Consider the following 14720-nt stretch of genomic DNA (forward strand, 5'->3'; position numbering starts at 1 on the left):
CGGCGAAGGAGGCGACAGTCGGAGGAAGTGAACTCTCGCCGTCAGGTTGCCGCCGGTCGGGGACGGAGCTGGAACACATGGTCGCAGTCTCTCTCCTCGGCTCAGAAATCCCCAGTGGATTCCGACATCTGTGATCGTCACGAATGCGTGCCGGCCCGCTGCGCGGTACCGCGCCGCATGGTGCGCCAGTGCAGCATGGGGACGAGGACGGTTTCTTTGACAGCCTGCGCCGACTCGGCAAACTGAAGAAGGAACGGCTCGGGGGGCAGCCGTCCGATCGTGCCCTCGCCGAGAAGGCGAAGGTGCGGCCGACAACGGTCGGCGACTGGTTACGAGGCAACCGCTTCCCCCAGGAGTTCGATCCGATCAGGGCCGTACTGCGCGAAGTTCAGGCTGAGGCCTACCGCCGCGGCCTGCTCGATGAAGAGACCAAGGCTCTGCTGGACGAGGGTCGCCTGCATGAGGTGTACCGGGCCGAGGCCGCCCGGCGTACGCGGCCCGTCCGCGATGGAGTCCAGCGCGCCCAGGCCCATAGGGTGCTGACTCATGACGAGCGCCTGGCAACGTTGGCGGCGCTGCCCGATAAGCCGCGACCGCTCGGGCAGTGGTCCCCGCGCCGACTCGGTGTCCACCCCGCCGTGCCCGGGCGGGCGGCAACCACTCCCCAACAGGGGTTCGTACTCCCCGCTTACGTACCCCGGCCGCATGACGCAGAGCTGCGCGCACACCTTGTCGACGTCGCCGCCGCCGGCGATACATCGCTGGTAGTCGTGCTCGGCGCATCCTGCTCAGGCAAGACGCGCACCGCCTACGAGGCCGTACGGGCGGCCCTGTCCGATTGGGAGCTGATCTTCCCCACCGGGCCGGACAGCCTGCTGGCGGCGCTGACCGCCGGCGCCGTCGGCCCGCGGACCGTGCTGTGGCTGAACGAGGCCCAGAATTTCTTGTACGGGCCTGCTGGGGAAACCTCCGCGGCCGCACTCCTTCGCAGGCTGGACCACCCCGGCCCGGCAGTCATCGTGGCTACGCTGTGGCCGCGTTACCACCAAGAGCTCACCGCCTACGGCACGGTGGGCCCGCACCCGCACGCGAGAAGCCTGCTCGCGCAGGCGCACCGCACCGACATCCCGGCGGCCTTCACCGACGACGACCTGGACATTCTGCGCGACCTGGCCCGCAGCGATGCCTCGCTGGCTCTCGCCCAGCGCACCGGAGCGCCGGCTGTCACCCAGATTCTGGCCGCCGGACCGGACCTGGTCCACCACTACCAACATCCGACCGACCCTCACGGACCCTACGGCCAGGCCGTCATCAGCGCTGCCATCGACGCTCGTCGGCTCGGCGTCACCGACCCGATCCCTCTCGCCATGCTCGAAGAGGCGGCCGTCGGCTACCTCACCGATGCGCAACGCGCTGCCGCTGATCCCGGCAGCTGGTTCACCCACGCCCTGGCCTACGCCCGTACCAAGGTCAAGGACGTCGTTGCAGCCCTGGAGGGCATCCCACACCCCGTCGGTATGGGCACCATCCCCGGTGTGGTCCGACTCGCCGACTATCTCGAAGAACACGGTCAAGCGGCCCGACGCATGCTCTGCCCACCTGCCGCCTTCTGGACCGCCGCCGCCAACCACATACGCAACGCGTCCGACCTCAGAGCCCTCGCGGACGCCGCCCACGCACGATGGCGCCTTTGGCACGCGGCCCTGCTGTACCAGAAGGCATGCGACGCCGGCGACAACGACGCTCTCAACAGCCTGGCCGAGATACGGGAGCGGGCCGGAGAGCACAGAGCAGCAGAACGGCTGTACCGGCAAGCCTTTGACGCCGGCGATACAAGCGCGCTCACCAAGCTGGCCGCGATGCGGGAACAGGCCGGAGACCATCAGGGAGCCGAACAGCTCTACCAGCAGGCTGCTCACGCAGGCGACGCGAGCGCCCGGAGACGGCTGGGCGAGATACGGGGGATGGCCCGCGATCGTGAGGAAACGGAACGGCTCGTCCGGCAAACTGTTGATTCAGGGAGTACAAGCGCGCTCACCAGGTTGGCCGTGATGCGGGGACAAGCCGGTGACTATCGGGCAGCGGAACGGCTGTACCGGCAGGCCGCCGCCTCCGGCAGCCGGATCGCTCTGACCGGCCTGGCAAGCCTGCGGAAGCGGGTGGGAGATCTTCGGGAAGCGGAACAGCTGTATCGACAGGCTGCCAGTACCGGCATCGTCCGCGCTCTCAGGGAACTGGCCCTGATGCGGGAGACGGCCGGGGACTATCAGGAAGCCGAACGGCTCGCCCGCCAAGCTGCCGACGCCGGCGACACTTTCGCCCTGACGTCGCTGGCCGAGACCCACGCCTTCGAGCCCAGATGGCAGCAGGTACTGCGATACGGCTTGGAACCGGACACCAGCCCGCCCAAAGCGCAGTAGCGACCCGCCTAGAGCCCTGAGCGCAGCTCCCAGATCTCTCGGGAGGCGGCGAGCGGGTCCTTCACCTCCGACGGCTCGACGTCCCAGATCCTCGCCACCGGACTGTCGGCGGTGAAGCGTGGCCAGCCCGGGTCGCCCGACTTCGCGAAGGAGATCCAGGAGGTGCGCAGGCGCTTGGACAGCGTGAAGAAGTCGTCGGGGGCGGAGCGGCCGAGCGTGAAGGAGGCCAGCGGGCTGTCCGGGTTTCCGAAGGTCACCGGGAGGTCCAGCGTGTGGACCGACCCCAGCACGCCGCCCCATGCGGGGCTCTCCCAGGCGAACTCGTACAGGTGCGTGCGGCCGCCCGCCTCGGCGTGGGCCCGGGCCAGCCAGGTCGTGGGCATGCGGAACAGCGCGTCGGAGTACATCACGGTGTACAGCTGCGGATCGGTGAGCCCGGGATAGGCCGTGCGGTAGCGGTCGGCGGCCGAGGCGGGCAGGCGCAGGTGGCCGGCGACGGCGGCGAGGTCGAGCTCGGCGCGGGCGGTTCGGCCCTTGGGGCGCTTGCGCCGGGGCTGGGCCGCGGGGGCGGGCCGCTCCTTGCTGCGGAGCTGCTGTCGGGCCATGCGCAGGGCCATCGGCAGAGTACCGACCAGGTCGGCGAGCCCCATTTTGATCATGCCGCGTTCCATCGCGAACATGGTGAACTCGTCGCGGGTGTAGCCGCAGATCAGGTCGATGTCGCGCGCGGCACCGGAGCGGACGGCCAGCCACGGCTGGTCCACCACGGTGACACCGTCGATGACGGGTGAGAACGCGGTGATCGCCTCGGGTGTGGTCCAGGCGGCGGGGTCGGCCTCCATCGCCTCCAGCGGCGCGTCCTGGACGGCCAGGAGCCGCTCGGGCGCCACGGTGCCCACATCGGCGGCAGGCACACCGGCGGCCTTCGCGATCAGGGCGGAGATGCGCCGGGCCTCCCCCTCGGGCAGGAAACGCCCGGCCATGCTCTGGACGATGGCGCGGCGGAACAGGCCCCTGGCGGCCGGCGCCGACAGCAGCGCCGCCACGGACGCACCACCGCCGGACTCCCCGAAGATCGTCACATTGTCCGCGTCCCCGCCGAATTGGGCGATGTTCGCCCGGACCCAGCGCAGCGCCTCCGCCTGATCGAGGAAGCCGCGGTTCGCGGGGGCGCCCGGCACGTACCCGAAGCCCTCGAAGCCGACGCGGTAGTTGAACGTCACCATGACCACGCCGCCGCGGGCCAGGACGGCACCGTCGTAGGCGGGGTCGGCGGAGTAGCCGCTCTTCCAGCCGCCGCCGTAGATCCACACCATCACCGGCAGGCCGTCGCCGGCTTCGCCGGGTGTCCAGACGTTGACGGTCAGACAGTCCAGGCCGTCCTCGGGACGCCAGGGCACCGACATCCCCGGCACCAGGGGCAGTTGGGGCGGTGCGGCGCCGAACGCACGGGCGGGCCGCACCCCCTCCCAGGGCTCAGGCGGGGTCGGGGCCTGGAATCGCAGCGGACCCTGGGGCGGTGCCGCGTACGGGATGCCCTTGAAGATCCTCAGCCCGTCGGTCTCTGTCCCCTCGACCGACCCGGCGGTGGTCATGACGACCGGTTCCATGCGGGGTGCCTCCTGTTCGGTGGTTCGGGGCGGGGCTCGCGCCCCGCCCCATCACTATCGGACTGTTTCGCCGACGACCTTCGCGCCTACGGGCGGTTGCCGGCCAGTGAGGCCCACAAGCCGCACTGGTGGTCGGTGGCGAATGTGGTGGTGGTACGGGTCGCACCATCGGGGCGCAGGCTCTGGACGCGGTAGCTGTCGCCGCCGCCGGCGGTCGGCCAGGCGCCCTGGCCGGCGGTGTTCGGGCTCCCCGTTCGGGCGAACGACGCCCAGGAGCGCTTCATCTGGTCCGCCAGTGCTGCCTGAGGGGCGGTCAGCGGACGGTCGCCCATGGTGAAGTCGAACAGGTAGGCGAGTTCGGCGCTGTGGGCGTTGGACTCGTCCAGCCCCGGGACCTGGGCGCCGAGGAGGGTCGGCGAGTCGGGGTCGTCGAACTCGTAGACGTAGGTCGGGACTTGGGTGCGCAGCAGCTCCGCGGTCCAGTAGGTGTGGCAGGCGAAGGTGGCGTCGGTGAGCAGCGCCGAGTAGGCGAGGTAGGGCGAGGCGTAGTCCGCCGGCGGGTAGTGGGCCAGGATCTGGGGTGCGGCGGGCCCGTAGGTGGCGTTGATCTGGGCGGTGTACTGCTCGCCGGTGAGGTGGGGCTGGGTGAGGGCGACGAAGAAGCGGGCCTCGGCGGCGGTGGAGCCGATCAGGATCGGGACCTTGTGCCAGGCTCCGGTGGCAAGTGCCTCGGCCGGCTGCCGGGGCAGGACGGGTGTACCGGTGGCCGGCCCGGGGGTCGGGTGGTTCTGGGCTGCGGTGAGCAGGGCGGCGGGCGGTGCGGCGCGCAGGCAGGTGAGGGTGTCGGGGCCCTGGGGGCAGCCCGCGGCTGCGGCGTAGGCCTGGCCGTCGGCCTGGGCGGTCGGCTGGTCGGGGGCGGCGAGCAGGCTGCAGGGGCCGCTCTGGAGGATGGCGCGGCCGAACAGGCCGGCCGTCTTCGGGGAGGTGAGCAGCGCGCACACCGAGCCGGCGCCGGCGGACTGACCGGCGATGGTGATGTTGCCGGGGTCGCCGCCGAAGGCCGCGGCGTTCTGGCGGGTCCAGCCGAGTGCGGCGATCTGGTCCTGCAGGCCCCAGGTACCCGATCCGGTGGTGCCTTCCTGGCCGAACTGGGGCAGGGTGAGGTAACCGAGTTGCCCGAGGCGGTAGTTGATGCTGACGACGATGGTGTTGGTGAGCCTGGCCATGGTCTGGCCGCCGAACTGGGTGCCGGTGCCCTGGGAGTAGGCGCCGCCGTGCATCCAGAAGATCACGGGCAGGCGGGCGCCGGGGGTTGCGGTGGCCGGGCGGTAGACGTCGAGGTACAGGCAGTCCTCGCTGACGTTCTGCGGGTCGCTGAGGCCGAACGGCGAGAACTGCAGGCAGGCGGGCGCCTGTTGGGTGGCCTGGCGGATGCCGTCCCAGCGGGCGGGCGGCTGGGGCGGGCGGAAGCGGCGCTCTCCCGTGGGCGGCGCTGCGTACGGGATGCCGAGGAACGCCTGGGCCCCGTCCAGGCGTTGGCCCGCCAGCGGGCCGGAGCTGGTGACGGCGAGCGGCTGGGCAGCCGAGCGCGGCGCGCCGAGGGCGGGGACGGCCGACAGGAGCAGGGCCGCAAGCGCGAGCAGCAGGACGAGGGCGGGGTGCGGTCGGGCGAGCGAGTGGGGTCGCATGGATTGTCCTCCAGGACGAGTGGTGGGGCACTCAACGCCGGATGGTGCACGTTCCGATCGGGAGAGCACAGGGCCGGTTACGCCTTGGGCGCGGTGGTCCAGGCGAGGTCGGGCAGGTAGCCGATCGCGGCGGCGAAGCCGGTCACCTTCTTGGCGTTGTAGGCGTAGATGCCGTCCATGCGCAGCACCGCGACGAACCAGGCCTGGTCGACGGCGTACCGCATGACGTCCTGGTAGAGGGCGGGGGCCCGGTCGGCGGGGGCGGCCGCGGCGGCTGCCAGGCGGCGGGTGAGCTCGGGGTCCTGAGAGGCGAAGGGGTTGAACGCGGTGGGGTGCGGCAGCATCCAGTCCAGGGACGCGAGGTAGCCGGTGGCGCCGCCGTAGCCGAAGCCGAGGGCCGAGTACTTCTTGGAGGTGGCGTTGCTGAGCCACTGGCCGATGCTGGTGTCGGTGGTGAGGTCGACGCTGACGCCGATCTGCTTCCACTGCTGGACGACGGCCTGGGTGACCAGGTCGATGCCGGCCATGCCCTGGGTCTCCATCTTCAGGGAGAAGCCGTTGGGGTATCCGGCGTCGGCGAGGAGCTGCTTGGCCTTGGCGACGTCGTAGGGGTAGTGGTTGTCGTAGTCGGCGGCGTAGCTGTCCAGGCCGGGCAGGGTGATCTGGTCGGTGGGCTGGCCGTAGTCCTGGACGACGGCCTTGGCGATGGCCTGGCGGTCGACCGCGTAGTTCAGGGCCTGGCGGACCCGTACGTCCTTCAACGGCGGAGCGAGGATGCCCTCGCGGTCGGCGAGGTTGACGCCCATGAAGAAGATGGGCGACTTGGTGATGGTGAGCCCGCCGGACTTCGCGGTGTCGACCTGGCCGGCGTTGAGGCTGATGATGTCGGCCTGGCCGGTCTTGACGGCCTGCAGGGCGGAGTTCGGGTTGGGGACGACCTTGATGACCACCTTCTTCCAGTGGATCTTGGACTTGTCCCAGTAGTTCGGGTTCGGGGTGTAGGTGTAGTGGTCGCCGGAGGCGGTGTTGGCGGTGTCCAGGACGTACGGGCCGGCGCCGAAGGACTGGGTGCCCAGCTTCGCGGGATCTGCCAGGCCCTTGGGGCTGATCACGGAGCCGATCATCAGGAGCTGGGTGAGCAGGTGGGGCACGTTGGGGTGCGGGGAGGAGCAGTGGATCCGCACGGTGAGGGGGCCGGTGGCGGTGACGGAGTCGATCGCGGAGACCCAGGAGACGTTCAGGCCGTTCTTGCGGGAGTACTCGAGTGAGGCGGCCACGGCTTCGGCGGTCACCGGGGTGCCGTCGGCGAACTTGACGCCGTCCCGGAGGGTGAAGTCGAAGGTCTGGTTGCCGTCTCCGACGTAGCCCCACTTGGTGGCGAGGCCCGCATCGACCTTGCCGCCCTCCCGCATGCGCAGGACGGTGTCGTACGTGAGGTTGACGAACCAGTTGTCGGAGCCGACGTTGGCCTTGGCCGGGTCCATGCTCGCCGGCGGGCTGGCGGAGACGACGGTGAGGGTGTCGCCCTGCTCCTGGGAGGTACCGGTGGCGGAGCTGCCGCAGGCGGTGACGGAGGCGGCGGTGAGGAGGGCGATCGCCGCCAGGGCGGGCGCGGTTCGGTGTCTGAGCACGGGGGGTTCCTTTCGGATGTGACGGAGAGTCAGGCCGCCAGCTCGGCGGAGCGGTGGCAGGCGGTCAGGTGCTCGGCGGCCCCGGCATCGGGGCCTCCGGCGCGCGGGAGGAGGACCGGGCGGGCGGCATGGCAGATGGCGACGGCATGGGCGCAGCGATGGGCGAAGGCGCAGCCGGTGGGGGCCGGGGGCTTGGGTGCGTCGGCCTCGCGGGGCGTCCGGCGGCCGCGCTGGGCGGCGGGGTCCGGTTCCGGGACAGCGGCGATGAGCATCCGGGTGTACGGGTGCGCGGGCTCGGCGTACACCTGTGCGGCGGGCCCGGATTCCATGATCTGGCCGCGGTAGAGGACCACGATGCGCTGCGAGAGATGGCGGACGACGGGCAGGTCGTGGGCGATGAACAGGTAGCTGAGCGACAACTCCCGCTGGAGGTCCGCCAGCAGGTTCATCACCTGGGCCTGGATGGACAGGTCCAGGGCGCTGACGGGCTCGTCGCAGATGACCAGGCGCGGGGAGAGCATGAGGGCCCGGGCGATGGCGATGCGCTGGCGCTGACCGCCGGAGAACTGGCCCGGGTAGCGGTTCGCGGTGTCGGCCGGCATGCCGACGCGCTCGAGCATGGCGGCGATCCGGGCGGCGGTCTGCCGACGGTCGAGTTTCTCGTGGACCAGCAGGGGTTCGGCGAGGGTCTGGCCGATGGTGCGGGCCGGGTTGAGGGAGGAGTACGGGTCCTGGAACACCACCTGGAGCGAGGAGCTGAGGGTGCGTCGCGTCCTGGCGCCCGCGCGGGTGATGTCGGCGCCGTCGAAGAGCACCTGGCCGGAGTGCACCGGGCTGAGGCCCAGCACGACGCGGCCGATGGTGGACTTGCCGGATCCGGATTCGCCGACCAGGCCGACGGTCTCGCCCTGGCCGATGGTCAGGGAGACGCCGTCGACGGCTCTGAAGGGCGGGGTGCGGCGGCCTTGGCGGAATTCGACGCTCAGGTCGCAGAGTTCGAGGATGTGCGGGGTGGTCATCGGCGCTCGGCCTCCAGCAGAAGCTGCTCGGTGTGGACACAGCGGGTGATCCGGGCGGGGGTCGGCTCGGTGAGGGGTACCGGGGCTGCGGTGCACCGCTCGTCGGCCCGGGGGCAGCGGGCGGCGAACCGGCAGCCGGCAGGCCAGTGGCCGGGCGGCGGCACGCTGCCGGGGATGGTCGGCAGTGCCTGGCCGGAGGCGGCGCGGTGCGGGTTGGCGGCCAGCAGCCCGGCCGTGTACGGGTGGAGCGGAAGGGTGAACAGGCGCTCGACGTCGGCGTGTTCGACGACCTGGCCGGCGTACATCACCACCGCCCGGTGGCACAGGTCCGCCACCACGCCCCAGTCGTGGGTGACGATCACGACGGCCATGCCGGTCCGGTCCTGCAGGGTGCGCAGCAGGGCGAGGATCTCGGCCTGGACGGTGACGTCGAGGGCGGTGGTGGGCTCGTCCGCGATGAGGAGTTTCGGCTCGCCGGCCAGGGCCAGGGCGATGGCCACGCGCTGCGCCATGCCGCCGGACAGCTGGTGCGGGTAACGCCTGGCCACCCCGGCAGGGTCGGGAATGTTGACCATGGCGAGGAGTTCCAGGACACGGTCGCGGGCGGCTCGGCGGGTGCCGCGCCGGTGGGTGCGGACCGCCTCGGCCAACTGCCGGCCCACGGTGAAGGTCGGGTCGAGGGCGACCATCGGCTCCTGGGAGACGTAGGCGATGCCGGCGCCGCGTACCCGGGCGAGTGCGGCGGGCATGTCCACCAGGTCGGTGCCGTCGAAGACGACGCGGCCGCCGGTGATCCGTCCGCTGCCCGGGATGAGACCGAGGATGCCCAGCGAGGTGACGGACTTTCCGCAGCCGGATTCGCCGACCACGCCGAGGGTCTCGCCGGCGTGCACGTCGAAGCTCACGTCCTGCACGACGGGGACGCCGCCGATGGAGATCGACAGGTTCCGCACGGACAGCAGCGCCTCGTCGTCGGGGGCGTCGGCCTGCCGCTGCGGCGCGGGCGGGCGGTGTGACGAGGGTGCGGTCTTGGGGATCGACCAGTTCTCGACGGCGGTGTCGCGGATCGCGTCGCCGAGCAGGCCGAGGGCGATCACCGTGATCACGAGCGGCACACCGGCCGGTACGAGCATCCACGGGTCGCGGTCGATGGCCTGCGAGGCGTCGGCGACCAGGCCGCCCCACGACGGGTTCGGAGGCTGGGCGCCCAGCCCGAGGAAGCCCAGCCCGGCCTGGATGGTCACGACGATCGCGGCGAACAGCGCGGCCTGGACGATGACCGTGCTCGCCAGGCGGGGCAGGACGTGGCGGCGCAGGATCTGACTGCGGGACAGACCCGCGACCTTGGCCGCCGCGACGTACAGCTCCTCGCGGATGCCGAGGGTCTGCGCGCGCAGGATCCTGACCAGTCCGGGGCTGCCGAGGATGCCGAAGGTGACCATCGCGGCGTGCAGGTTGCCGGGGAACACCGACAGGACGACCAGGACGATGATGATGCCGGGCAGGGCGAACATCAGGTCGGCGGTCCGGGTGATCAGCCAGTCCAGCCATCCACCGAGGTAGCCCGACGCCAGACCGAGGCCGATGCCGATGACGAGGAACACAGCCAGGGCCTCGGCGACCGCGAGCAGGGTCGAGCGGCCGCCGAACAGCAGCCGGCTCAGCAGGTCCCGGCCGAGAGTGTCGGTGCCCAGCGGATGCGCGCCGGACGGACCGGCCAGAACGCGGTTGAGGTCCTGGTCCAGCGGGCCGTACGAGGCGAGCAGCGCCGCACCGGTGGTGGCCAGGGTGAGCAGCGCCAGCCAGCCGACGGCGATGACGGCGGCCGGCCGCCGGGCCAGGCGGCGCAGCGCGCTGAGGCGGGTGGTCAGGTCGGTCATGACGCACGCACCCGGGGGTCGAGGCGGCCGTAGGCGAGGTCGACCAGGAGGTTGACGACGACGACCAGCACGGTGATGTAGAGGACGGCGCCCTGGATGACCGGGATGTCGTGCTGCACGGTGGCCTGCTGGGTGAGGCTGCCCAGGCCCGGCATGGCGAAGACGGTCTCGACGAGCACCGCGGCGGCCAGCAGGTTGACCAGGACCACGCCCAGCACGGTGACCACCGGCAGGGCGGCGTTGCGCATCACGTGCCGGTACAGGACGGAGCGCCGCCGGAAGCCGTTGGCCTCCATCACGCGGATGAAGTCCTTGCCCAGGGTGTCCAGGACGGAGTCGCGGGTCTGCTTGGCGATGATCGCCACCGCACTGAGCGACAGGGACAGCACCGGCAGGACCAGCGAACGGGCCCACTCGGCGGGGTCGTCGAGCAAGGGCACATAGCCGGTCACCGGGAACCAGGGCAGCTTGACGGCGAACAGGGCGATGAGGACCAGTGCGAACCAGAACGCCGGCACTGCCAGCCCCAGGAGGGACAGCCCGTCCACGCTCTTGACCAGCAGCCCGCCGCGGCGCGCGCTCGCCAGCCCGAGGCCCACGCCCAGCACCCCTGACACCGCGGTGCCCGCGACGATCAGGGACAGGGAGACGGGCAGGCGGCTGTTGAGCACGGCGGTGACCGGCTCTCCGCTGAACAGCGAGGAGCCCAGGTCACCGTGGAAGACCTTCTCCAGCCACTGCCAGTACTGCGTGGCAAGCGGCTTGTCCAGGCCGAGTTGGGCGCGGACGCTCGCGTACTGCTCGGCGGTGGCGTGCTGGCCCACGATCGTGCGGGCGGGGTCTCCGGGGACCAGCGAGACCAGGACGAATGTCAGACCTGAGACAAGGAAGAGCAGGGGGGCCGATGACAGTAGTCGCCGGGCCACCAGCCGAAGGATGGCCATGCTTACCTCATTTGATACGCAACTCTGGGAAACGGCGGGTGAGGCGTGGGGCGCCACCAGGCGCGGTGTGAGAGGCCGGCAGAGTGCCGGCAGGGTTTTCGGACCCTCGGGTGGCGGCGTCCACATGGGTTACACGTGACATCGCCGAGGCCATGGGCAGGCAGAGGGAAGGGAACCGCGGGCTGTCGCCCTCGCGGTGCCCGCAGAGTATCGCGTTGATTTGACTACCGCTAGAAGAAATGCACAAGCGATCCTCGAGGTCGCGCCGACGGGGTCTCACGGGCCACCTCGGGCCCCGCGATCGAGCGGATGATCGACAGGCCCGGCTCGGCCATCTACGCTGAGGTAACACGTGTAACATCGAAAGCGTTCGACCCCGGGTCTCCGGCCCCGAAAGAGCCGACCTTCCAGGGCCTGTCGCCGCCCTTGCCGGCAGCCGCGCCCTTCTCGCCGCGGCCACCGATGGGCCCGCCCGTCATCCATCGCTTCCGCAGCCCCCGGACGGCACGGCGCCACCCGAGCGGGCTACGGACCCTCCTCCCCCGAGAGAGCCCCATGCCCGACACGATTACCCCCACTCCGGACAGGACCGTCCCCACCCGGAGCCGGACACCGCGGCCCGCCGGTCCGCGCACGCTCGCCGTGGGCGCGGGCTGCGCGCTCGTGGCCGCCGCAATCAGCGCGACCGTGGCCGCCGATGTCGACCATCCCGTCTTCCAAGGCGTGGACGGCCGCTGGCTGCAGTGGATGGGCGGTCCCCACCGCGGCGTCGTACAGGTCCTGGCCACCGCGCTCGACTGGTTCGGCGGGCCGCTGGGGATCGTGGTCCCGCTCGCGCTGGTGATCGCCCTGATGATCCAGCGGCGCTGGTGGTCGACCCTGTACTTCCTCACCGCCTACCTCGGCGGCAGCATGGTCATCGTCCAGATGCTCAAGAACGCCGTCGACCGCCCCCGCCCGCCGTTCCCCCTGGTCCGCGTGGACCACGGCTCCTTCCCCTCCGGCCACTCCTTCGGCGCGGCGCTGCTGACCGTCCTCGTCGGGGCACTGTTCGTTCCCACGGCACGGCGGCGCGCGTGGTGGCTGTTCAGCGCCTGCTTCACGGCGGCGATGATGTGGAGCCGCACCTGGCTGCACGCCCACTGGCTCAGCGACACGGCCGCCGGTGCCGCGGCCGGTGCCGCGACCGCGCTCCTGCTGTGGTGCGCGTTCGCTCCGCTGCTGACCAGGGAGGTACAGCAGCGCGAGCGCAGCCGACGCCGGTAGCGGCCCCGGTGCAGGCCCACCGATGCGACCTGGCCGGGAGGCGAGCCGCTGGGGCTCGCCTCCCGGCCAGGCGGCTGGTGAGAGCGGGTGCTATCGCCAGTCGGCCGAGACCCTTTCGGCCTCGCGCCGCAGCAGCGGGGAGAACGCCTTCCACAGCAGCAGCGCAGCTCCGACCCCGGCGAGGGCACCGGCCACCGCATCGCTGGGCCAGTTCGAGTGGACCCACACACTGGTCCACATCACGACCACCGTGAAGCACACCCCGAACAGCCACCACCGCCGGCGCGCGGCCTCGCCGGAGATCACCGCACTGAGCACGACGGTGAGCGCGGCCGCGCTGTAGGCGTGCGCCGACGGGAACGACCCCCCGTTCACCAGGATCCACGGGTCCGCCGGCCGGGGCCGCTCGACGGCGCTCTTGAGGGGGACGATCACGAGCACGTTCGCCGCGGCGCAGGTCAGGAAGACGTAGAGCGCGGACCACCACCGGCGGTGGACGAGCAGGTAGCCGACCAGCAGGAGGGGGCCGATGAGCCCCGAGGGACCTCCGATTCCGGCCTGGACGACCGTGGCCGCAACGGTGAAGAGACTGTCGTGAGGGCCGGTCATCGCACTGGTCAGCGCCGCGTCCAGGCCGCGCAGGACCGGAGTGTGCGGATCGTCCGCCAACAGGCCCGCGATCACCAGCGACGCGGCCAGCGCCGCCGCGCCGGTCAGGACCGCGAAGCGCGGTGCGGGGGACGGGATCGGATCGGGAGTGGCTTGCGCCCTCGGTCTTTCCTCCGGGGGAAGGACATCGAACATGTGGCACCTTTCGGATCAGCCGCCGCAGGCATCAGCGCGCGCCGGCCGAAGAGGGGGTGGGGTCCCGGCGAGGGGGACGGACCGACAGCGGACGTCACCGGAGCGCCGGGCGGCCGACCTGTTCGGGCTGCGCGGACGATGCGAAGGTCGCTCGGCCGTTCGCCGGTCACGGCGTTCCCGTCGACGCCGGTGGGCTGCCGGGTTGCGCGTGATCTCGGGGGTGATGGCGAACTTCGGCCCGAGCCTGTCCACTGAAGGGGCCAGAGCATAGCGCTATTTCAGCCATCGTCACCAGAGCGCGAGACCTGAGCGGCACGTCGCCGCCCCAACCCAGCGCGCGCATGCCCATCGCCCCTACGTCACCAACTGGGCTGCCGCACAGGGGAGTCGACAAGCCGAATCACTTCGATGCATGCCGAGATCTAGCGCGACACCACGGAGGGGTGTAGAAAGACTCCTGCGTGCTGACACGTGTAATCACGAGGCCGCCCCCTTCCCCCACCCGAGAGGTTTCCCATGCGACGCTCCCGCGCTCTGCCGATGGCAGCCGCGCTGCTCTGCACCCCCGCTCTCTCCGGGGCACTGCCGGCCGCAGCGGCCGACAAGCCCGCCGCTGCGGCGCCGCTGCGCATCCTGCTCAGCAACGACGACGGCTACAACGCCCCGGGGATCAGGGCCGTCTACGACCGGCTCACCGCGGCCGGGTACGACGTGACGATCGTCGCGCCGCTGCGCAACAACAGCGGCGCCGGGACGAAAATCAACTCCGCGCCCACCGTGACCGTCCAGCACCCCGAGGAGCACGTGTGGGCCGTGGACGGCACGCCCGGTGACTCGGTCCTGTTCGGCCTCTACCAGGTCTTCAAGGACAAGGCGCCGGATCTGGTGATCTCCGGCACCAACTTCGGCCCGAACTACGCTGTGCTGGCCAACCACTCCGGCACTGTGGGGGCCGCCGTCGCCGCGCTGGAGAACGGCGTCCCGGCGATCGCCGTCAGCACCGACGCCGGCAGCAACCCGCAGGCCACGCTCAACGCCATGCTCCCGACGGCCGACTTCACCGCCAAGCTCGTCGGCCGGCTCAAGGAGAGGAGCAAGTCGGGCCGGCTGCTGCCCGAGGGTGTGGGCCTGAACATCAACCACCCGGTCATCGGTGCCGACGGCACCGGCACGGCGAAGGGCGTCGCCCTGACCACCCAGGACAGCCAGCGCCTCCTCACCCCCAGCTACACCCCGGCCGGCGGCAACACCTGGAACGTGAGCGTGGCCTTCAAGCTGGAGACGCCCTCCCGCGGTTCGGACCTGGAAGCCCTGCAGGACGGCAGGATCGCCATTTCCCCGATGACGGCGGACTGGAACGCCGGCCCGGCCGACGCTGCGCAGGCCGCCGCCGTGCTGGCCGGGCTGCGCCCGTAACCGCCGTACCCAGCCGCCGAGGGGCGGGGCGCCGGTCCGACC

The 14720-nt window shown here is 71.4% G+C and carries 10 protein-coding genes; 3 read left to right on the plus strand and 7 right to left on the minus strand.

What is annotated here, in order from left to right:
• Nucleotides 1-188 precede the first annotated feature (188 nt).
• The gene (locus FB465_RS03730) at nt 189-2420 is read left to right on the plus strand and encodes a tetratricopeptide repeat protein (RefSeq protein WP_246192482.1); all 2232 of its coding nucleotides are present in this window, start codon (nt 189-191) and stop codon (nt 2418-2420) included.
• An 8-nt stretch (nt 2421-2428) separates the two neighbouring features.
• Here FB465_RS03730 and FB465_RS03735 read toward each other — a convergent pair whose 3' ends face one another.
• The 6 genes from FB465_RS03735 to FB465_RS03760 all read right to left on the minus strand — a co-directional run bounded on the left by FB465_RS03735 (nt 2429) and on the right by FB465_RS03760 (nt 11192).
• Nucleotides 2429-4030: a carboxylesterase/lipase family protein gene (locus FB465_RS03735; RefSeq protein ID WP_145787570.1), complete on the minus strand. Its 1602-nt coding sequence runs from the start codon at nt 4028-4030 to the stop codon at nt 2429-2431.
• An 86-nt stretch (nt 4031-4116) separates the two neighbouring features.
• Nucleotides 4117-5718: a carboxylesterase/lipase family protein gene (locus FB465_RS03740; RefSeq protein WP_145787572.1), complete on the minus strand. Its 1602-nt coding sequence runs from the start codon at nt 5716-5718 to the stop codon at nt 4117-4119.
• 77 nt (nt 5719-5795) lie between these two features.
• A complete protein-coding gene (locus tag FB465_RS03745; protein ID WP_145787574.1) occupies nt 5796-7349 on the minus strand; it encodes an ABC transporter substrate-binding protein in 1554 nt (517 codons plus the stop codon).
• A 29-nt stretch (nt 7350-7378) separates the two neighbouring features.
• Complete coding sequence (locus tag FB465_RS36635) at nt 7379-8368, minus strand: ABC transporter ATP-binding protein (RefSeq protein ID WP_145787575.1); 990 nt, start codon at nt 8366-8368, stop codon at nt 7379-7381.
• On the minus strand, nt 8365-10248 hold the full coding sequence (locus FB465_RS36640) for a dipeptide/oligopeptide/nickel ABC transporter permease/ATP-binding protein (protein ID WP_145787577.1): 1884 nt from the start codon (nt 10246-10248) through the stop codon (nt 8365-8367). Before FB465_RS36640 ends, FB465_RS36635 begins: the two co-directional genes overlap by 4 nt.
• Nucleotides 10245-11192 (minus strand): ABC transporter permease, encoded by a 948-nt coding sequence (locus FB465_RS03760; protein WP_246192483.1) that lies wholly within the window; start codon nt 11190-11192, stop codon nt 10245-10247. Before FB465_RS03760 ends, FB465_RS36640 begins: the two co-directional genes overlap by 4 nt.
• Nucleotides 11193-11747: 555 nt before the next feature.
• On the opposite strand from FB465_RS03760, the gene FB465_RS03765 reads away from it, so the two are divergent.
• Nucleotides 11748-12458 (plus strand): phosphatase PAP2 family protein, encoded by a 711-nt coding sequence (locus FB465_RS03765; protein ID WP_145787579.1) that lies wholly within the window; start codon nt 11748-11750, stop codon nt 12456-12458.
• Nucleotides 12459-12548: 90 nt separating this feature from the next.
• On the opposite strand, the gene FB465_RS03770 is transcribed toward FB465_RS03765, so the two are convergent.
• Complete coding sequence (locus tag FB465_RS03770) at nt 12549-13262, minus strand: phosphatase PAP2 family protein (RefSeq protein WP_145787580.1); 714 nt, start codon at nt 13260-13262, stop codon at nt 12549-12551.
• Nucleotides 13263-13778: 516 nt separating this feature from the next.
• Here FB465_RS03770 and surE point away from each other — a divergent pair.
• Nucleotides 13779-14678: a 5'/3'-nucleotidase SurE gene (surE, locus tag FB465_RS03775; RefSeq protein WP_145787582.1), complete on the plus strand. Its 900-nt coding sequence runs from the start codon at nt 13779-13781 to the stop codon at nt 14676-14678.
• The last annotated feature ends 42 nt before the right edge of the window (nt 14679-14720 follow it).

Source organism: Kitasatospora atroaurantiaca (genome assembly GCF_007828955.1).
In the GTDB taxonomy this organism is placed as follows: Bacteria; Actinomycetota; Actinomycetes; order Streptomycetales; family Streptomycetaceae; genus Kitasatospora; species Kitasatospora atroaurantiaca.